This window comes from Aquimarina callyspongiae, from assembly GCF_034322225.1.
In the GTDB taxonomy this organism is placed as follows: domain Bacteria; phylum Bacteroidota; class Bacteroidia; order Flavobacteriales; family Flavobacteriaceae; genus Aquimarina.
Genome location: NZ_JAXLPA010000006.1, coordinates 130,752 through 151,207, shown reverse-complemented (window position 1 = coordinate 151,207; position 20,456 = coordinate 130,752). Strand labels below are relative to the sequence as shown.

Sequence of the window (20,456 nt, the reverse complement as noted above, 5' to 3'; positions counted from 1 at the left end):
CTAATCACAATAGTTAACGACTATTGATAAACTCACTTTTAAACCTACGTTATGAAACACAAACTCATTTTACTATGCCTATTTATAGGCTTTTTTGCGCATTCTCAAACTTTTATCAAAAATTACACTACTGCTTCCAGTTCTTATCAGTTAACAATAGAATTTTTACCACAATCCTGGGGTGATGTGTATTTAGACATACAGGTCAAGAATACTGGAACTACTAATATTGACGCAAGAAATTCTACAATCCGTATTGTTTCAGATAACGTTCCTTCATTAGTGAATTTTTTCCCAGAAGGAAACATTTCATATCCAACTACTTCTTTAAGCACAGTGGCAGAAGGAAATTTACAAGTAACCAGTTTAAATATTGAACTTCCGGTAGGTTCTTGGGTAGATCATACATTATTACCTAATGAAACTATATCAGCTAGATTTGATCTTAAAAGTGTTAGTTCTTCTTTTGAGAATTTAGCCGATGAAATTCGATTTTTTCAGGAAAACGAAGAACCCGATTTATTTGTTGATGTAAATACTAATATTTCAGGAAATGATAGTTCTGTAGTAACAGTACATTATAAAAACCTAAGTACTAATACAGAAGTCACCAAAAATATAACTACATCTGATATTATTCCTTTGAGAAAAAACCAGGAATATCAAGTATGGGCAGACAATTTTGTCTCTGGAACTACTCAGTACACCAGTCAATACTCAAGTAATGCTCCTTTATCATTCACTCCAACAGATACTAACACTAATATTTCAATTGCATATACCAAAACAACAATTAGCACAGAAAATGTTACCATAAACGTATCTGGGTTACCTGCAAATGCTTCTACAAGTTTAGTATTAAAAAATAACACTGTTACTGTAAATGATATTACCACACAAATTTCTAATGGTAGTAATACCATTAATAATGTTATTGTTGGATCTTATAGTATTACTATAGATTCATATAGTGACTCAGTTACTAATAAAGTATATTCACCATCATTTAATAGTACTTTACAGGTGAGTAGTGGATCTTCTAATTCTGTATCTGTGGTATTTAATGAATCTACTTTAACAGACTTTAGTGTAAAAGGATTTCCTCCTTATCTCTCTCATGGTACCATAACTAATGCATCTGAGGCTTTTGATGACAATTTTAAAAATTCGCCATTAAGTGTACTTTTCAAGTACTCAGGTCTTGATGGTGCTGGAGATCGTGGAAGAATTCCTGACATGACTCCTACTGTAAATACTATTGAACAAGCAAGACGCCTCGAAGCTAATCAAGGAGGAAGAGTTATACTACCAGTAATGGTTCATTATACTGCTAATGCCAGTGGTGGTGGATCACGTGAAGCAATCAGGGATATTGCAGAACAAGATAATTTATATTTTCATTATAGAAATCTAATTCAGGAAATCAAGGTGATGCTTAGTTATGAAGATGCTAATCATCCTAATCCTGGTGCATTTGTAATCAGTCCAGATCTTATTGGAGCCATACAACAAGATGTTGTTTTTGGAAATGATCATAATATTAGAACAATACGAATAAACGTAAATCAGGATATCAGAAGAGCTTTTCAGGATGAAAACCTTAGCGTTTCAGACATTCCCAATTTTGGCGAAGACTTAAAAGGATATTTTCAATCGGTAAACTTTGTGATTCATCATGTGGGAGAATGTAAAATTCCGTTTGGATACCAACAAAATGTATGGGCTGCAGGTTCTGCAAGATGGGTCTATGAAGCAGCAGGAGAATTTAATGATCCTGTAAGTGAAGGAATAGAAGTTGCCGATTTCATGAACAGCTTAGAATTATATACAGGAGATTGGAAACCTGATTTTATTGCTTTTGATAGATACGAACGTGATTGTTTTGGTCCTGCTGCAATACAAAACTATGCCTGGACAGCAAGACATTGGGATAAATACATGATTTTCTGTGATGAAATTGCAAAAAGGATTGGAAACGTGCCAATTATGTTATGGCAAATCCCAGGAGGTCATATGGCTACAGTAAACGAAAACATCGGTAATTATAGTATTAGTCAACATTCTTCAGCATCAGCTCCTTATTTCTTAGGAGATAGTAGAATAGGAACCAACATTAACAATATTCGTGCAGATCTTAGAAGCATCCCATTAACGCTTCCTCATTATCAAGCAAATAATGTTGGAGAACATTTAGCAAATGATAATGGATATGATTGGGGTACATCCAACCTACAAAAAATAGCAAATATGAATGTATTCTCTATCCTATGGGGCGGCGGATCTACAACAGGTGTAGGATCTATTGGCACCAATGGTGATGATAACAAATGGTTGGCTGGTAAAATAACTGATTATTATAATAATCCTCCTGTGTATAAAACGATCCCTACTACTCCATATCAAGGAGCTTCTTATTGTCAAAATGCTAATAGAACTCCTTCAGAAAACGATATTAAAGGGCAATTAGATATAAAAATATTTCCTAACCCGGCAAAAGATCAGTTATTAATAAATAGTGCAATTATCAATGAAGAATATAACATAACGATATATGATATTCACGGCAAAAAAGTTCATAATTATTCAACGGATAAAATGCAAGAAAATGTAATCGATATATCTCAACTTCAGGAAGGGATGTATATCATTAAGTTTTTAAGTAGTAATAGTGATGTAAAAAATAATATTTCAAAAATTTTCTACAAAAAGTAAATAGTAATACAAAATAGGGCAATAGTTTTCTCATCTATTCTCAGTTAAGATCATAACCTTCACCAAACTATTGTCCTATTTTATTTTTTACAACACCCTTTTTTATAAGTTTCAGGAACTTATAATTTGGCATTACGAACATATATCTGATGTTCTATTGCGTGAATAACTAGTCCCGCTATATTTTTAGAACCTGTTTTCATTAATAGGTTATTACGATGCCCTTCGACCGTTCTAGGGCTAATAAATAATTGTTCGGCAATTTCAGAAGTAGTTTTTTGTTCACATATTAATTTTAAGACTTCACGTTCTCTTCTTGTTAAGTACTCTTCATCATCATACTTATTTTTCTTAAATGTATTTATTGAAGCTTCTTCAATAATTTCTATCATGTTTTCATCATAATAGAACCCTTTTAAGGCTACCTGATTTATCGTTTCTATAACCTTTGTTGGAGTTGCATTTTTAGCAAGATAAGCCACTGCTCCCTGATTAAGCATATTAGTGATAAAAGGTTTAGAATAATAACTGGTTAGTGCGATAATCTTTATATCCGGAAATCTTTTATGAATAATTTTTGTTGCTTCTACTCCATTAAGATCTGGCATTTTAAGATCCATTAAAATAATCTCTGGAAGCTCTCTCGTTGCTTCTAATTGTTTAATAAGATCATTTCCATTCTCCGCCTGTATACAGATGTCTATGTTGGTTTCTTTATCCAGAATAAAAGATATTCCTTGTCGAAATAATGTTTCATCATCCGCAATTGCCAACCTTATAATATCTTTGCTCATTTGTCTTGATTTTTGATCATAATATTAAAAAATGCTCCTTTACCGACCTCACTGTGATAAGAAAGTTCCCCATCGAGTATATCTACTCTACTTTCTATATTTTTAAGGCCAATTCCCTTCTTTTTTTCTACTACTTGTTGATCAAATCCTTTTCCGTCATCTGTATAATTAATTTTTAGTTGTTGTTCGTGCGATTTTATTGTTAAAGTTACTGTTTTTGCTTCTCCATGCCTAACCGAATTGTTTAATAATTCTTGTATAATTCTAAATAAATGTAATTCATTGCTTTTTGATAAGAATTCTTTATACTCAATCTTATATCCTACACTTACTTTTTTACTATTTATAAACTCATCACAAAGTTCTTCTATCGCCGCTTGTAAACCAAAATTTTCTAATATAGGAGGTAATAAGTTATGCGCCAATCTCCTTGAACTTTCTAAAGTACCTGTGGTTACATTTAATATGTGTTGTAGCGTATGTGCTTCTTCTTTCTTATCTAATTTACCATCTATAAGCACATTAGTACTAAGACTTACCACATTGAGTTTTGCACTAATTGCATCATGTATGTCTTGTGCTATACGTTTACGCTCTTCTTCTTGTGTTTCTATGGTAGCATATAACAAATCCTTTTGATACGAAATCTCAAGATTTGCTTTTTCTAACTCAGTAGCTACTATTTTTTTTCTGGAAAAGAAAAAAAACAGCACCAATGCTCCTGACATTAGTAACAAGATCATTATAGCAATCAAAATAATCACGATGATCTGAGCGTCTTCTTGTAGTAATTCTTTCTCCATTCAACAAAGATCAGGGTTTGGAAAATCAAATACAAAACTAGATTAACATAAGTTAGCACCCTATAAGCATACGTTGGAATATTCAAATTTAATGATAAATTACCTGCCGCAAAAACTAATGTACTGCAAACAAGATAAATAAGAACACCTACGTTTACTATTAAAAAATGAGGTGTTTCTAATTTAAGTGATTTAAAAAAATATATTATTGAATAAATTATTAATAAGCTATGAGTAAGACTTATACCTATTGAATTATATTGATGAAATATTTCAGTATCTCTTATATATTGAATACTTAGTAGTCCCAAAATTATTATCAAAACATAAATTACGATTTTACTTTTCAATAAATAGCGATAGAAAAAGCTTAAAAATATGAATTGAAAAAATAAATAAAAGTGTGATAAAAATAGATTTGGTTTATTGAGGACAACCACAAAATAGGTCATCACAGTTTGCACTAAAAACATGCTAAAGAGATAAATAGTGAAAAACTTAAAAGCCTTACTCTCTCGAGTAAAGCTTTTTAAGAATACAATTATATTTATCAATAGGAAACAAGTTCCTAACATGCTTAAAATGATAGTAAATCTCATGAATTTAAAGGACTATTAGGGTCACATTCCCTTGGACATGGTAACGTAAAATCATAAATCCCACTACTCTCTACACCTCCTACATTAATTGTAGCTTCAGTAGCACCACCATCAATTTTACCATTGATTATATCTCTATAGATACCATCAACTTTTTCTGTTCCTACGATAAGAATTTTTTCTTCAGGCTTATCATTTGGATCTTCTGCTCCAATAGCCATATATCCTCTTACTTGAGCATCTAGTTTATTTGCTTTTTTCTTTGCTTTTTTAGCGGCTTTCTTTCCTAAAACTCCTATTTCATGTAAGACTTCTACAAGATCTACACCAGGGATTAAAAAGGCTCTACAATTTTCGGGGCATTGTTCTCTCCAGGCTGTAGTCCAATCTATAGCTTGCTGTTCAGTGACCGTGTTTTCGTTATCAGAATTCATTGTGGTATTCGGTTTTTTAATTAGTAATGCCTAAAGTTAGGATAAATCCTCAAACATGCTCAAAAAAAAACCAAAATTTCACGGTTTATTCCCGGTAAGTTAAAAAATGAAAATGTAGTATTAATAAAGAGGTTTAGACTAGAAGAATGGAGTATAAAAGTAACAAATCACTTCTCAGAAAATATTTCAGAATCTACAATAAACCCTTCTATGTATTTTTTTAAATCGGGAGAATTGATTTGATCTACATGAGTAAGAATAAAATCTTTATCAGATTCGATCTCTTTATAATATCCCAAAATTTTAGGAACATTATACTGTATACAAAGTCGGATCATTCGTATTTCTATATTATCCGGCTCCTCTTCTATCGCTTTTTCTACAAGCTTTTTTCCTTTTTTAAAATAAGATAGTTTACTAAAAAAATTACAATGAGCAGCTTTAAGAGTCAATGCCGCTCCGTGATAAGCAGTATATATAGCCTTTTCTTCTTTAACAGCTTTTTCCGTTATTTCATAAAACTGCTCTGCTTGTACCTCTGATTCATGAGAATGCTTGAAAGAAGTTCGAATATCATTAATATCTATTTCTGGTAACGTATAAACGAAACATAGAATAGTAAATAGAAATAATCTCATGAATATTTTTTAAGCAGTTGATATTATTTGGCTAACGATATTTTCAGTAATAAATTATTCTTTTTACCATCATAGGCTTCAAAGATCATATCTTTATTAGGTAAAGTGCCGTATTTACTTAACTCCATAACATCTAATCTGGCATTACGAATATCACTCCCGGTAAGTATAGGTTCTTTGGTTACTTCTCCAGTTGCATCGTTAATAACATACGATGTTAAATAAATAAACTCTTTTTTACCATCAAAGTAACGAGTTGGAAATTCATCTAATGTTCTTTTAAGATTGGTAAAATCATCTATATAAAATAGATAGTGTTTTCCTTGATTTCTAAAATTAAAATAGGACATACTTCGTTTTCCTTGAGTTCCCATTTGAAACTTAGGCAATTTGTGCATCCAATCTACATTTCCTTGAGTTGATAACTTAATAGCAAAAATATCTCTGTAGTAATATTTGTATGTTGTTCTTGATCCAGAAGAACTTGAAGTAGTAAATGATTCTGCATATCGTTGCTCTCCAAAAATAACAGAGCTACCATCACCATTAAACACCACATTATTAACTTTTAAATCTTCAAGATCTTTTTTATCGTCTTCACGCTGTGTTCCTTCATTTACTCGCTCTTCTCTTTTTAACACATATTGTTCCATTACATCAGAAGGAAAATCACTTTTTACCGTATTGTTAACAACACCTGTTTCATCTAATGAAGCCGAAAAAACTCCTGAAGTTTCTTCTTTATTATCATTATTGCTATAGAATCCTGATATTTTAATAACGCCGGAAGAGGTAACATTTATAATTGCATTGGTAATAGATTTACCAGAGATATCGATTTTACTTTTAATAATCTCCTTAGGGTTTTCTTTAATTTTAAAAACCTCAGTTCTATAACTTGATTTAATTTTATCCTTATCTGAAGAATCCCCATTAAATACAGAAGCTGTCATATAAAAGTCTCCAGCATTATCAATGGTAAAATCTTCATTTTCAATTTTATTAGTAGTATATGGCAAGGTTACTTTTCTTCTCCAGATTAATTTTAACGAAGTGTCATATACCAAAATCCCTATTTTATCTGCTTTATCCTGTGCAGTTTGTATTCTATACAGTACTAATAGCTTTGTACCATCAGGTGATTTTTTAAAAGCAAATTTGTTGATTCTTCCACCGGCATCAAAACCATAGGTACTTTTAAAACTAAAATCGTTATCAATATTCTCCTTATCAAATGCTAACTGAATAGGTTTTTCTGCAACAATACCTGTGAGTGATAATTTTTGAGCAAAAGCCTTATCTCTTATCGTATAAAAAACCACAGCCTTATTACCAAGTTTCATGACTGTTTGAAAATCTCCTTTATCCTCTATTACCTGCCTTAGCTTTACATTTTCCTTAAGATCCTTAAGTGCATAACGCTGAACGGTCATACTATTTCTTCCTTTTTTTACAGAAAGGAATCTATCTCCAGAAGCAACATAATATGTATTGAGACTTTTTATTCTCTTATATTTTTCTCCTATTTTAAATGTAAAATCATCCAGTAGAACCGGTTTTTGAGCAAAAACATAACTACTGATTAAGAAGAAGCATAAAAAAAGTGACTGGGTATACTTTTTATTAAAGTTCTGGACAATACTCATAACGATATTAATTTAGGTCAAGATATAACAAATATAAAACTCTTATCTTAAACACTGATGAAACTCTAAAGAATCAAAAGTATTGTTATAGTATATTGATAGTTTATTGAAAAAAATATAAAGAATATTGCTTCTTGAAAAAACTGATTTTCAAGTTTTTAAAATAAAGGTTTATTTAAATCAAAAATAATGCAAAAAAAATGTTGCATTGTACTCTCATAAAAGCTACATTTGCATCCGCATTTGAAACAGTAGTGCAACGTTCATAACAATTTTTTAGGAGAGGTGCCAGAGTGGTAATGGAGCAGATTGCTAATCTGTCAACGCGTAAGTGTTGCCTGGGTTCGAATCCCAGTCTCTCCGCTTTTTTTTGAGAATTTTATTTTTAAAATTCAATTCGGGGTGTAGCGTAGCCCGGTTATCGCGCCGCGTTTGGGACGCGGAGGTCGCAGGTTCGAATCCTGCCACCCCGACTTTATTTATCTTTGATAAATATTGTTGGATAAACCCGACAAAAAAATACATATTGGTCGCGTAGCTCAGCTGGATAGAGCATCTGCCTTCTAAGCAGACGGTCACAGGTTCGAATCCTGTCGCGATCACGAGAAGCCTTACTTTTGTAAGGCTTTTTTGTTTTATATAAATAATTCTATCGCTATAACATACTAATTTTCTCTCCAAGTATTATTCCTTCGATTTTTTCTTTATTGGTTTAATTTTATTAAAAGATCATCTGTATTTTAAAACATAAGGCTCAATTATAAGGAATTATGTCCAAGCGCTTATATCCCTCATATAATAATTTTAGCAAAATTTCAGTTTGAAAATTTGATTTTCTCAAGTCAAACATCAACGAAATTTTTTAGATGAATTAATAAATTATAACAACCATTAAAATGAATAATTACATCAAAAAATTATTATTGCCAACATTGGCAATAGCACTAACAGGACTTACCGCTTGTGATAAAGCTAATTCTGCAACTGATCAGAAAGCCAAAACTGCGATTAAAACAAAAGTAAATTCAGAAAACATTGTACCAGCTTCTAGAGAAACAATTTATGTTGCTTCTAATAAAACAAGCGGCAACAGTATAGTGGCTTTTGCTCAAAAAAACGATGGAACCCTTACATCTATAGGAGAGTATCCTACAGGAGGTAAAGGAACTGGTAATATAGAGATCTTTGATGGAGGCTATGATTATACAGAACCTTTGGCAGATGGTGTCGATCCACTCATTTCAGCTTACGGCGTTTTCAAAACACCAGATAATAAAAACCTTCTTGTTGTCAATTCTGGAGACGGGACAGTAAGTTCTCTTAAAATAAATAGAGATAAGAGTCTTACTATAAATAATGTGGTTAAAGCTGGGGATATTCACCCTGTGAGTATTGCATCACATGGCAGTTTTGTTTACGTAGCTAGCTCTGGATCTGTATCTACACCTCCTTTTAGCGGGAATATCTTAGGATATAAAGTTGATAGTAACGGAAAACTAACATCTATTTCGAATAGTCTTAGAGATTTGAGAGCAAGACCTACGTGTATTGCATTTACCGAGGATGGTAAATTTCTTGTGGTAGCAGAACTTGTATCTGGACTTGTAAAAGTTTATGGAGTACAAAACAACGGAAGCTTAACAGATAAACCAATATCTATGGTGTCTTCGCCACACGATGCTTCTAATGATAGATGGTTACCTATTCCTGTTGGATTTGATTTGGTAAAAAAAGGAACAAATACTACTGTACTTGTTTCTGAGGCTCGTTTTTTAAATAATAAAGGAATGTTACGCCCAGATCCAAACAAGGTACCACAGTCTCCAAAATATTCCTGGCAAACAGGATCAACTTCTTCATATGTGATCGATAAATCAGGGCAAATTAAAATGATATCAGGTGATGTAATGACAGGAACTTCTAAAGAAGGTGGACAGATTGCAAACTGTTGGGTAGAAATATCTCCTGACGGAAATACACTCTGGGCTTCAAATGCACTTTCAAGTTCTATAACTTCATATACTATTGGAGGAAATGGATCACTTACCTTACGAAATGAAAAAGCATTTAAAAAGAAAAGTGAAGATCTATTTTTTAGTGATACCTATATTAGTGCGGACGGAAAGTACTTAAATCAGCTTATAGGTAACCGAGGAGCTGTTATGGTATTCAAGGTTAAATCAAATGGGGACCTGGAGGAAGTTGGAATGTTCACTTCTTCTGATTTACCAATGGTAGGCGCCTATGGGTTAATCGTAATATAACTATTACATCAACGGCAACAAGAAGTCGTTGGTCGGTAAATCTAATAACAGTGTAACCATCAAGATTTTTTAAGAGATTCAAAACAAAATTTCTTTTTATACTGCTCTGTTTTATTTTTATCAGAATTAAACTTACAATCTATAAGATTCCCTGATGCTACTACTAAAAATCAGGGGATCTATTGGTTATGGTAGCTTTAGATACAGATCAAAGTGATCATAATGAATTGTATTTCTTCTTATCGCAATAATTCTCTGAGAAAGTAAATTACTTATCTCCTCTAGAGAAAGAAATAATTGTTTTTCAAAACTTGTTTTGGTTGTCAATAATAAAAAAATCTGTGTGGTTTTCATAAGGCCACTTTTATCCTAAAATTCAATAATGAAAAAAATATTAGTAATAATAATCTTTACGTTCATAACGCTTTTCGGAAACGCCCAAGAATCAGTTATTGAATCAATTAAAAAGAACCTGGAACTTTCTGGAAGTTTAGATGTATACTTTAGACAAAATTTTGATGCTCTTAACGAAGAAGGGATTGCTCCTAATACCGCTTTTGCAAATCTGAATGGTTTTGCTTTAGGGTTTGTAAATCTGGCTTTGAATTATCAAACTTCAAAAGTAGGAGGAGTTGTAGATCTTGTATTTGGTCCCAGAGGTGAAGATGCCGTATTTCTTTCAAGAGAACTCAGACCAGAAGGAAGTTCAAATATCATTAATCAATTATTTATTTACTGGAATATTAATAAAAAAGCAAAAATAACCTTTGGGAATTTTAATACCTATTTAGGTTATGAATTGATTTCTCCCGTGACAAATTTTAATTATAGTACCTCTTATATGTTTTCTGGTGGTCCTTTTTCGCATACAGGAATTAAATTAGATTATCAATATAACAAAGATTGGAGTTTCATGCTAGGTGTGTTTAACAGTACCGATGAAACAGAATTTAATGTATCTAATAACTATACAACAGGACTGCAAGCAGGTTATAAAAACGTTTTTCTGAATATACTTTATGGTAGACAAAGAAATAACTCTAACAGAACATTTCAAATTGATCTTACTACTGGCCATCAATTTTCTGAAAACTTCTTTATTGGTCTTAATTCGACATATAAAACTACCGAAGAATCAAACTTTTATGGTGTAGCATTGTATCCTAAGTATACTTTTTCTAAAGAAATTCAATTAGGTCTGCGTGCTGAATATTTTGTTGAACAAGAAGAAGGAGCTGGTCTTATTGGGGTTTATGATCAAAATGGTAATGCAAATGTATTTGATATCACACTTACAGGAAATTATAATATAGGAGATTTAAGCCTTAAACCTGAAATACGACTGGATAGAACTAGTGAGGATAGTTTTTTTGATGATGATGGACAACCACGAAACTTCTTAGTTTCAATAGTTATCGCTGCAATATATAAATTGTAAATAAAGATGTGGAATCAAAATTGACCCTGGAAAAGTGATATTAAAATAAATAACAATAGATTCTAATCAACAAAAGTTCATTTTCTTTAAAACAAGTACTTATTTCTACAAGAGGTCTATTGAAAAAATTAAGTTTCAACCGCTTTGAGCTACCAAGAAGCCTTACTTTTGTAAGGCTTCTTGGTTTTAAGAGATTTCCATTTCTTCTAAAATTTCTTAAAAAAACAAATACTTCAATAATCTATAATTAGAAAACAAAATCAATATAAAATCAATAAGGTTTCTTGTTATTATAAGTTTATCTCGATGATATAAGATGTAATATTATTAATCTCTGCCCATCCATAACTTTATTCTTAGAATCAAAAACTAAAGCAGTTGTCCTGCATATTTTTTGATATTAAAGGTGGATTCTGAAAAACCTATAATTGAGTAAGAGTAAATAAAATTGAAGAAAAATGTCAACTAAAACAAAAGAAAAAACAAAAGTAGTTAAGGATTACTCTAACCAAGAATTGATTAAAATTCATCAACAACAGCGAGATGAATTAATCAAACAAATTAAATCAGCATCTGCAGACAGTCAGATATTCAAAGAGAATACCAATCTTCAAAATAAATCTTCAGGTGATTATGGAGCATTTGGAGCACTAGAAACAGGTGGTTTTATCTGGTGGGGAATGAATTGTGATTTATCCATGACCTCTCCGAGGGATTTTGGCGTACCTACAGCCCGAATAAATGGAAGTGGTGTTGGATTCTTTATTGGTGGAGTAGTAACTACGGTTGTAGGCGGTTTTGAAGTATCATCATTTGAATTACCTAAGAAATGTAAGTTTGAAGTAGGAACAGTAGCAGGTGCAGCAGGCGTTTGCGTATTAACTATTTACAGTGAAAAAGGGAAATTTTTGGGGATGTTTACAGGACCAGCTGCGGGTCTTGGTATCGGTAAATCATCCGGACACGGAACCATAGATGTTTAATAAGTTATTTTAGGTTATATAAATTTTATTAATAAACAATGTATATCCAAATCATAATCATAGATTCGAATACTGTTTTGATCACAACACAAGAACCTCTGTAAATACGGAGGTTTTGTTGTTTTATCACCTTTCTCAATTTTGTTTTTCAAACAAACCGTCTTAACTAGCTAAAAATCAATCAACAACCAATTAATTCGGCGTAATTATTGATGCTATAAAACCAATAACACAAGTTTCTCTTATTAATCAATTATTCTAAATATATTCACATGAAAAAAATAACATTATTCCTTGCTTGTTTACTGGTTAGTATAAGTTCCTTTGGTCAAATCAAAAAAGTAGAAACCGTAAATAAAGAATTGATAGGAAAAGTTTCTAATTTAGGTTGGTTTTTAGTTTCAATTCATAAATCTGAAAACACATATTATGTTACTTATCAGGATGCAAAATACAATGACATTAAAGATCATAAATTCTTCAGTTTTGAAGATATAGATCATGCTTTTGACACCTTGTACCATACAATTCTAGAAGGGTTTAAAACTCCTCAAGAAGAACCTGTTATTCTAGAAATACCGAGTGGGTATGTGTGGTTAGATTACTCAAAAGAATTAGGAGTAGTTCTTTTTAGGTTTGGATATTCTATAACCAAAAACGGAGAAATGATATGGTATTCTAACTGGTTGACAAAAAGGAAGGTAAATAAAGTGTTTGGAAAAAAACAAAATAATATTAATTAGGTTGTTATAAATTTCCCTAGCTACATTTATTAAAAGAAGGATCCTATTTTATAGTAATTTACCACTAATAATCAGGAAATTATAATCTAACTAAGAGACAAAAAAAGCGCTCAGATTATGTTCTATAATAGTGGAAGTTACTGCGAAGAACTTGGTAGGTATATCTGAAGTGTTATAAGGTTGGTTATTACTTCTTTTGGATTAAAAAAAAATTGAACAATGGTTACATTGTTATGGTTAGTCAATATTTTTTTTGGATATCCTCCAATCTGAGCGCTCTCTTTGATATTTCTTTTTATTAATTGTTACATTACGAGATAACTTAAAAGCTTCTAAGAAATAAAATCTAATTGCTTCTATTGATTTAGATTGATATTCACCATTATAAGTAAAGATGCCATCTTTTAATGTAAGAACATTCTTTCTTTGATCCACTACTTCTAAATAGCCTTTGATCATAGCAATATTGATTATTTCCTCTAATATGTTTTGTGTTATCTTCATTCGTTTGGAAGCTTTCCATATAAAGTTATAGAATAATTATGGATTTTACTTGCGGGTCTTCACCCATAATTTTAAGGGCTTTTTATCAAAAATTGGGTTTTATACTAAATCCTGTTAGAAAATTGCAGATTTAGGTTAATATTATATTAATATTACTCAGAAAGGGAAAATTCCCGAAATAAAATTTGTTCCTTTATATGTAATTGGAATTAACAGCAGTTTTGGATTTTTAAAAGTATGTTTTTCCAATTTAATTGCCACTTGAAAAAAGCTCACAGAAATGTGAGCTTTCTTATTTAACACACGATTTTCAATTGTAATCCATGTATTTGTTAAGAATTCATAAAAAAGAAAAAGCCCATTTATAAATGGGCTTTCTTAGAGAACTAATAAATCTAATAAAAACAGTTCAAAGCCTTTGGGGTTGACTTTGTTATTGATTTTAAAAGCGTGCAAAAGAATTAATAAAACAGGGAAATTTCAAACTTTTATTAAAAATTTAATAAAGTTTAACCTAAGTTTTTGAAACCAATTGTAGGAATATTTACTAAATGGATACTCAAAGTATATATCTAAGTTTTGTACCATGAAAAAACCACCTGTTTTAGGTGGCTTTTATTTACTTATTCATAAAATGATACTATATCTCAGAATGCTTTTTATTTGTCTAACTTAGCAACCCATTCTTTAAGTTTTGAACCTATTAGTTCTGGGTTGTCTTCCTGGATAAAATGTGTTCCTTTACCAATATTTACAACTTCTAAATTAGGAATATTCTCGATAATCCAATTTCTCACTGGTTCTGGCATAAAAGCTCCTGGTTCTGCATAGAAAAAAAGTTTTGGGATATTAGATTCCTGTAATTTTTCTCTATAATTCTTTACAATTGCTGATGTTAATTCTGGTTTTCCGTGAAATGGTACCTGCGAAACAAATTTCCAAATAGGTTTTCTACTCTCTACTGTTTGAAAAGGAGCTTTATACGCTGTTAATTCTTCTTCTGTTAATCCTCTTACCACCCAAGTTGGTAAAACATCATTTAGAAAGATATTATCTTCTGCAATCATTTTCCAACCATCTTTTCCTCGTAATTTTTTGAAAAATGCTTGAGTATCTTCATCAAAATATGTACCTATGTCTTGTATAATACCTTCCATAAAAGCAATTGCTTTTACATTTTCAGGATGATTAGCAAAATAATTAAATCCAAGGCCAGATCCCCAATCATGTATTACCAACGTAATATTTTTGAGCTCTAGTTGATCAATTAAAGTCTCCAGGTATTCATATTGTTCTAAATACGTATAATCAATATCAGGTTTATCTGATTTACCCATCCCTATTAGATCGGGAATATAAACCGGATGTCCCATATTCAATACTTGAGGTGCTATATTTCTCCATAGATAACTGTTCGATGGATTACCGTGTAAAAAAAGAATAGGATTGCCATCCCCTTCTTCATTAGAAAGTACATGCATTTTACTGCCTAATACTTCATGATATGTTGATGTAAATTGTTGATCTTTTTGAGCCATAAGTGTTATGTTAAAAGTTAATATTATAAAAAGCGTTGGTAATAAGAATTTGATTTTATTATTAGAGGTATACATGAATTATTTTTTACGTCTTCATTTTATTTATTGGACAAAGCTATATACATTTGTATTATAAAAAAAATGAATTGTTTTTATACATATCATAAAAAAAATGAATATATCTCTTAAAAATTTAAAACTGGTTAACGTAATTGTGAAAGAAGGCTCTGTTACCAAAGCAGCAGAAAAACTTTTCCTATCTCAACCTGCATTAAGTCATCAACTTAAAAAAATGGAAGAGGAAATAGGCATCAAGGTATTCAATCGGATGAATAAGAAATTGCTACTTACAGAAGCAGGGCAAGTTCTTTTTAATACATCAGAAGAGATGTTGGCATCTTTTGCTCAGCTCAATAATAAAATAGAACAAATTAAAAATGGTAAAAAGCGAGTTATTCGTTTAAGTACAGAATGTTATACCACATATCATTGGTTACCAAATGTAATACAAGAGTATAAAAAAGAGAATAATGATGTTAGTATTGAAATTGTAATCGAAGCTACCAAAGACCCTCTAATTTATTTGACTGAAGGTAAAATTGATCTGGCTATTGTAAGCTCTGTCATCGATCACCCATCTATTCATTTTAGACCTCTGGTTCAAGATGAAATGGTGGTCGTTTTATCAAAAGAGAATGATTTACTACAAAATAACACTATAGATTTATCTAATCTCAAAGAACAAAACCTTATTCTTTATGATATATCTGAAGAAAAAAATTATGTATTAAACCATATCTTACAACAAAACAAAGGATTTGTTAACTCTATACAGAAAGTACAATTAACAGAAGCTATTATTCAATTGGTCCGTGCCAACCTAGGAATATCGATTATGGCCAAATGGTCTGTTCAACCCTTTTTACAAGATGGACAACTAACAACAATCCCATTAAAATCAAAAAGAGGTATTCGAGAATGGTATTTAGCTAGTTTAAATGAAATTTCAGAAGTAGAACTAGGATTTATTGATCAAGTAAAATTTATTTTCAATAAATAAAAAAGATAGTTTCTTAATAACAATCCATCACCAATTGTTCACTATTTTCAAAATCACTTAAAGGTTGTTTTAATCGTTCTTTTACAATAGTTTCAAGAATATCTAATACACCATGTTGCATCGCTAATGATCCACAAATCATAATAACACCTCCTTGATTTAAAGTTTCAATAACTAATGTTTCCTTTTTTAAAAGTAAATCTTGTACATATTGCTTAGTTTCTTCTCTAGAATATGCAATATAATATTCATCAATATTCTTTTGAGAAAAGGCTCCTTCAATCTGTTCTTTATATAGTTCAAAAGAATTTTGGGTTCGACCTCCCCAAAATAGATGAACAGGGATATTATTTTTATTCTCCTTAATCATTCCCAAAAATGGTGCAATCCCTGTACCATTAGAAATCAGAAGGACAGATGATGCATTTTTTGGAAAATGAAACTCAAAATTTCTCTGAATAGTTCCTGATATTTCTTCTCCAATTTTGAGGTTATTTAAGTAAGAAGAACACGCTCCATTTTTGTGTTTTTTTATACTTAATAAAATCTCATTTCCCTGTTTGGCTATAGAATATTGTCGTTCACGTTCTTCATTTTTTGGGATAATTTCTATTAAATCTCCTGATTGAAATTTTACATTTTTATTAGGCTGTAATTTAAACAAGAAAGTATCATCCACATTGAGTTCAGTTCGTTCAGATACTTTAAAAGTTCTTTGTTTTGCTTTTCTTTTTGAAGGTTGTTGTAAATCTAATTGTACAGAAACACCTACTTGTTTTTCCCATTTATGCACCCAATCTCTAAATGCGACTTGAGATTGCTCATTGATCTTAGTCAATACCATATCAGAAGTATATCCAGGGTGGTTATTTAAAAATTGATCTGCTGTAATAGCAAATCGACAATAGTGAGGATATAACAATGATCCAAAACCAACTACAGAAAATTGCAATTGATTTATTGGATCAATATCAGAAAAAAGCTTTTCAAAATTTCTTGCGTTGTTAGGAGCATCCCCATCACCATAAGTAGCTGTGAATATGATTAGATGTTTTGCATTATTATAAGTACTATATTCATTAATAGACGAAAGAAAAACTCTCTTTTTTGATTTGATCAGTGCTTTATGAAAAGCTTTTGCAAAAATATACGTGTTCCCTGTTTCTGAGCCTACCAGAATAATATATTCACATTCATCCTTATCAGGCATCGGCAACACTTCTTGTACCTTTTTTCTTCTTTTAAGGGTCATCGCAAATCCCGAATAAATAAAGAATAGAATACTTGCTGTAGCTATTAATAGTACAATTGACCACAAAACACTTCCTTGTCCTGTATGTAATTGCATACTTAAACGAGATGCCAATTCAACAAAAGGATAGTTAACCTCACTTATAATCTCACCGGTATATTGATGTACTAAAAGTTCTTTATCTTTTAGGGATACCTGAAAATAATCTTCGGCATCTTCTGAAAAAGGAAAAGCAAGATTTTTGACATCTTTTAGTTTAAGATTCTGAAAAACTTCAAAATCTGACACAGGTAATGTCGTTAAATCTTTAGATGAAGTAGCATTCCAATTATGTTCTATTGAGGTTGCTGGCAGTAACGAAAATTTTTCTGCAGAAAGATAAACCCCTGTTACAGCAATAATAATAACAGGGATCAATAACCATCTCCCTAAAATCACGTGGTATCGTTGTTCAAAATTAGTTTCTTTAACTTTTGCAAAAAGCTTATAAAAACCTCCCTGCCGCTGGATAAGTAATAATAACCCTGTAACAGCAATTAAACAAAGAAGTAATGATACTAATCCTACAAAAAAACGCCCAGTACTTTTCAGAAAAAGTGATCGATGCAAATTGGTAGTGAAACTAAAAACCGGCGATCTTTCTTTAACAACTCCGAGTTTTTTTGCTGTTAGTGGATGAATATAAATATCTTCACTACTCCCCTCTTTGGTTATTACAGAAGCGCTTACAAAATCCTGAGCATTAATTTTTAACTCTAATGCCTCTTCATATTCACTTTTTACTGCAGAAATTGTTTGCGCAACAGATACATTTTCTATTTCATCAACTGCATAAGGTTGCATTGAATCTGAAATAGGTTCAAAGGCCAAAATAATTCCTGTAACCGAAGCAACGATCAAAAAAAGTGCCGATGATACTGCCAATATAAGATGGCTGTACCTCCAAATCGAAAGAGTCATACTAATTATCTTATTGCGGCATCATACGGACATAACGAATAAATCCTTTTCCTTCTACTTTACTTTTTACACTTTCTGAAGTAAGCTCAAACTGAACGTCATCTACATAATATTCTTGATCTTCTACAGCAGTTTCAAAGCGAATAGCATATCCCGCATCAATCTTATCTCTTGGAATTTTAACAATGCTTATAGTACGCTCACCTCCACCAACGGTTGCTCCTGAAATTGCATCAATATCTGGACGCCTTTTACCATAAAACTTCCACCATTGGGTAATATCACTATACCACTCCTTATCTTTTCCTTGTACGTATAATGTTTTCTCGTATTCTCCTTTTGGATTAATAAGGGAAACCACGACATAAGCACCTTCACCAGTATAATTAACCATCTGGATCATACATTTTACATTGGTTGTTTCTGAAGGTTTATTAAACGCTAACAACATAAAAAGTGTTAACACGGTTAATGGAAATAATTTTAAAATTGTTTTCATTTATTTTATTTTTTTAAATCAAAACCTGTCTATAAAAATAGACAGGTTTATTAACTTCCTAATTTTGGTTTGATGGTTAGTGATGGGTTATTTATTGAAGGAAGTTTAACTCTATATTTTGTTTTTGTAATAATTCATTTTCGCTAGCCAGGTCAAAAACAGTTTCTTCAAAACGGGTTTTGATATCTTTGTCAGCTCCCTGATCGAGAAGAAACTTTAATACTTTTGCATCTGTTGCTTTCATAGCTGCTATGTGTAAAGCAGTATTTCCTTCTTCATTTTTAAGGTTCAGCGGTACTTTTAACTCTGCTATTTTTCTCAATAATTCGACATTATTTTCTTTTACCGCCAAATGCCATAAGGTATTACCTTCTGCTTGAGATTGAGCAAAATCAACACCTTTGTCTTTTAGTAGGCTTAGTTTTTGTTCAAATGCTTGTGGTTTTTTGGCATCATATGATTGCAACGTATAGTATGCCAAAGAGTTTCCTTCATTATCTTTTGTCAGAGCATTAGCTCCTTTACCTAATAATAATTGAACTACCTCAATATTATTTCTTTGTGTTGCTTTCATTAACGAGGTTACACCTTTTCTGTCAGATACATTGATATCTTTTACATAATCAATAAGAAAAGTAACACTTTTTATATCATTGCGGTTCGCTGCATTCATAAAAGGAGTATTACCCTTATCATCAGCTTGATTAACATCGACTCCTTTTTCAATAAAATATTTAAATATATTTAAATCTGTATTCTTAAAAGCCAAAGCGTGTAAGGGAGTAAACCCTTTGTCTGTCTTTACGTTTGGCTGAAGCCCTAAAGTTTCCAAATATTTATATGTTTCTAAAGAATTAGCACTATTACGTGTTCCTTGACTTGCAAAAATAAAGGCGTTACCTCCTTCTTTATTCAAATTTTTATATGCTACTCCTTTCTTTATAAGTAACTCAAGTACTTTTTTACTTCCTTTTTTGGCGGCATAATTAAAAATACCATTACCTATATCATCTATACTATTTAAATCAATACCCTTATCAACAAAATAATTAATCAGTGTATCGTCTTGTAAAAATGGTGCTACAAGTAAAAGCGCATTGGCACCATCATTATTAGTTTCTGTTAATGGATTGGCTCCATTCGCAATACAGAAATCATATAGTTTAGTATTCTGTTGACCGGTAACAGCCGCAAAATTAAGTAATGAATATCCGTGACTATCAATAACATCAGTTTTTGCTCCTTTATCAATGAGATACTTCATTATTTCTAAATTGTCACGATAAGCAGCCCAAAATATATAAGTACGACCATCATGAGTCTTTTTATTGACTCCATTTCCTTTTTTAGTAAGCAGAAACTTAATGGTTTCATTATCTGTTTTTTCTATTAAAGCATAAGAAACTGCATCAAACGCAAACTTATTAAGTTCTGTTGGATCATTTCCTTCAGTTATATCTTTTTTGATTTGCTCAATAGTAGGATTTGCTTTCCAATATTCTCTATCTAAGAATACATTTTCCTGGGCGGATACTTGAACATATATCAATAGAATACCTACCCAAATGAAATTTTTAATTTGTTTCATC

Annotated in this window: 17 protein-coding genes and 3 tRNA genes; 9 read left to right on the top strand and 11 right to left on the bottom strand. The window is 31.3% G+C overall.

All coding sequences use genetic code 11. The annotated features are described in order from the left end of the window. Nucleotides 1–51: 51 nt before the first annotated feature. Nucleotides 52–2,712, top strand: a complete 2,661-nt coding sequence (locus U0D62_RS22570; protein WP_322289624.1) for a T9SS type A sorting domain-containing protein — start codon at nt 52–54, stop codon at nt 2,710–2,712. Nucleotides 2,713–2,831: 119 nt separating this feature from the next. Here the strand turns inward: U0D62_RS22570 and U0D62_RS22565 are convergent, their stop codons facing one another. The 5 genes from U0D62_RS22565 to U0D62_RS22545 all read right to left on the bottom strand — a co-directional run bounded on the left by U0D62_RS22565 (nt 2,832) and on the right by U0D62_RS22545 (nt 7,626). Then, nucleotides 2,832–3,506: a response regulator transcription factor gene (locus tag U0D62_RS22565; RefSeq protein ID WP_322289623.1), complete on the bottom strand. Its 675-nt coding sequence runs from the start codon at nt 3,504–3,506 to the stop codon at nt 2,832–2,834. Then, on the bottom strand, nt 3,503–4,309 hold the full coding sequence (locus tag U0D62_RS22560) for a sensor histidine kinase (RefSeq protein WP_322289622.1): 807 nt from the start codon (nt 4,307–4,309) through the stop codon (nt 3,503–3,505). The genes U0D62_RS22565 and U0D62_RS22560 overlap by 4 nt, the downstream gene beginning before the upstream one ends. Before the next feature lie 595 nt (nt 4,310–4,904). Next, nucleotides 4,905–5,342, bottom strand: a complete 438-nt coding sequence (locus tag U0D62_RS22555; RefSeq protein WP_322289621.1) for a hypothetical protein — start codon at nt 5,340–5,342, stop codon at nt 4,905–4,907. 167 nt (nt 5,343–5,509) lie between these two features. Then, nucleotides 5,510–5,980, bottom strand: coding sequence for a hypothetical protein (locus tag U0D62_RS22550; RefSeq protein WP_322289620.1), 471 nt, complete (start codon nt 5,978–5,980; stop codon nt 5,510–5,512). Nucleotides 5,981–6,003: 23 nt separating this feature from the next. Continuing rightward, a complete protein-coding gene (locus U0D62_RS22545; RefSeq protein WP_322289619.1) occupies nt 6,004–7,626 on the bottom strand; it encodes a hypothetical protein in 1,623 nt (540 codons plus the stop codon). Between the two features lie 279 nt (nt 7,627–7,905). Here U0D62_RS22545 and U0D62_RS22540 point away from each other — a divergent pair. The 4 genes from U0D62_RS22540 to U0D62_RS22525 all read left to right on the top strand — a co-directional run bounded on the left by U0D62_RS22540 (nt 7,906) and on the right by U0D62_RS22525 (nt 9,890). Then, nucleotides 7,906–7,989, top strand: a tRNA-Ser gene (locus U0D62_RS22540). Nucleotides 7,990–8,024: 35 nt separating this feature from the next. Further along, nucleotides 8,025–8,099, top strand: a tRNA-Pro gene (locus tag U0D62_RS22535). Between the two features lie 55 nt (nt 8,100–8,154). Next, nucleotides 8,155–8,228, top strand: a tRNA-Arg gene (locus tag U0D62_RS22530). Between the two features lie 294 nt (nt 8,229–8,522). After that, a complete protein-coding gene (locus tag U0D62_RS22525; protein ID WP_322289618.1) occupies nt 8,523–9,890 on the top strand; it encodes a beta-propeller fold lactonase family protein in 1,368 nt (455 codons plus the stop codon). Nucleotides 9,891–10,076: 186 nt separating this feature from the next. Here the strand turns inward: U0D62_RS22525 and U0D62_RS22520 are convergent, their stop codons facing one another. Beyond that, entirely contained in the window at nt 10,077–10,244 is a 168-nt protein-coding gene (locus U0D62_RS22520; protein WP_322289617.1) for a hypothetical protein, read from the bottom strand. Nucleotides 10,245–10,272: 28 nt separating this feature from the next. Here U0D62_RS22520 and U0D62_RS22515 point away from each other — a divergent pair, with 28 nt between their 5' ends. From U0D62_RS22515 to U0D62_RS22505, 3 genes are all read left to right on the top strand, one after another. After that, nucleotides 10,273–11,328, top strand: coding sequence for an outer membrane beta-barrel protein (locus tag U0D62_RS22515; RefSeq protein ID WP_322289616.1), 1,056 nt, complete (start codon nt 10,273–10,275; stop codon nt 11,326–11,328). 458 nt (nt 11,329–11,786) lie between these two features. Further along, nucleotides 11,787–12,311, top strand: a complete 525-nt coding sequence (locus tag U0D62_RS22510; protein WP_322289615.1) for a hypothetical protein — start codon at nt 11,787–11,789, stop codon at nt 12,309–12,311. A 272-nt stretch (nt 12,312–12,583) separates the two neighbouring features. Then, a complete protein-coding gene (locus U0D62_RS22505) occupies nt 12,584–13,054 on the top strand; it encodes a hypothetical protein (RefSeq protein ID WP_322289614.1) in 471 nt (156 codons plus the stop codon). A gap of 237 nt (nt 13,055–13,291) precedes the next feature. Here the strand turns inward: U0D62_RS22505 and U0D62_RS22500 are convergent, their stop codons facing one another. Then, the gene (locus tag U0D62_RS22500; RefSeq protein WP_322289613.1) at nt 13,292–13,558 is read right to left on the bottom strand and encodes a hypothetical protein; all 267 of its coding nucleotides are present in this window, start codon (nt 13,556–13,558) and stop codon (nt 13,292–13,294) included. 659 nt (nt 13,559–14,217) lie between these two features. Further along, complete coding sequence (locus U0D62_RS22495; protein WP_322289612.1) at nt 14,218–15,096, bottom strand: haloalkane dehalogenase; 879 nt, start codon at nt 15,094–15,096, stop codon at nt 14,218–14,220. A gap of 172 nt (nt 15,097–15,268) precedes the next feature. Here U0D62_RS22495 and U0D62_RS22490 point away from each other — a divergent pair, with 172 nt between their 5' ends. Further along, nucleotides 15,269–16,156, top strand: coding sequence for a LysR family transcriptional regulator (locus U0D62_RS22490; RefSeq protein ID WP_322289611.1), 888 nt, complete (start codon nt 15,269–15,271; stop codon nt 16,154–16,156). Nucleotides 16,157–16,169: 13 nt separating this feature from the next. Here the strand turns inward: U0D62_RS22490 and U0D62_RS22485 are convergent, their stop codons facing one another. From U0D62_RS22485 to U0D62_RS22475, 3 genes are all read right to left on the bottom strand, one after another. Then, a complete protein-coding gene (locus U0D62_RS22485) occupies nt 16,170–18,368 on the bottom strand; it encodes a PepSY domain-containing protein (protein WP_322289610.1) in 2,199 nt (732 codons plus the stop codon). A gap of 10 nt (nt 18,369–18,378) precedes the next feature. Beyond that, the gene (locus tag U0D62_RS22480) at nt 18,379–18,867 is read right to left on the bottom strand and encodes a DUF2271 domain-containing protein (RefSeq protein WP_322289609.1); all 489 of its coding nucleotides are present in this window, start codon (nt 18,865–18,867) and stop codon (nt 18,379–18,381) included. Between the two features lie 91 nt (nt 18,868–18,958). Further along, nucleotides 18,959–20,455, bottom strand: a complete 1,497-nt coding sequence (locus U0D62_RS22475; protein WP_322289608.1) for an ankyrin repeat domain-containing protein — start codon at nt 20,453–20,455, stop codon at nt 18,959–18,961. Between the last annotated feature and the right edge of the window lies 1 nt (nt 20,456).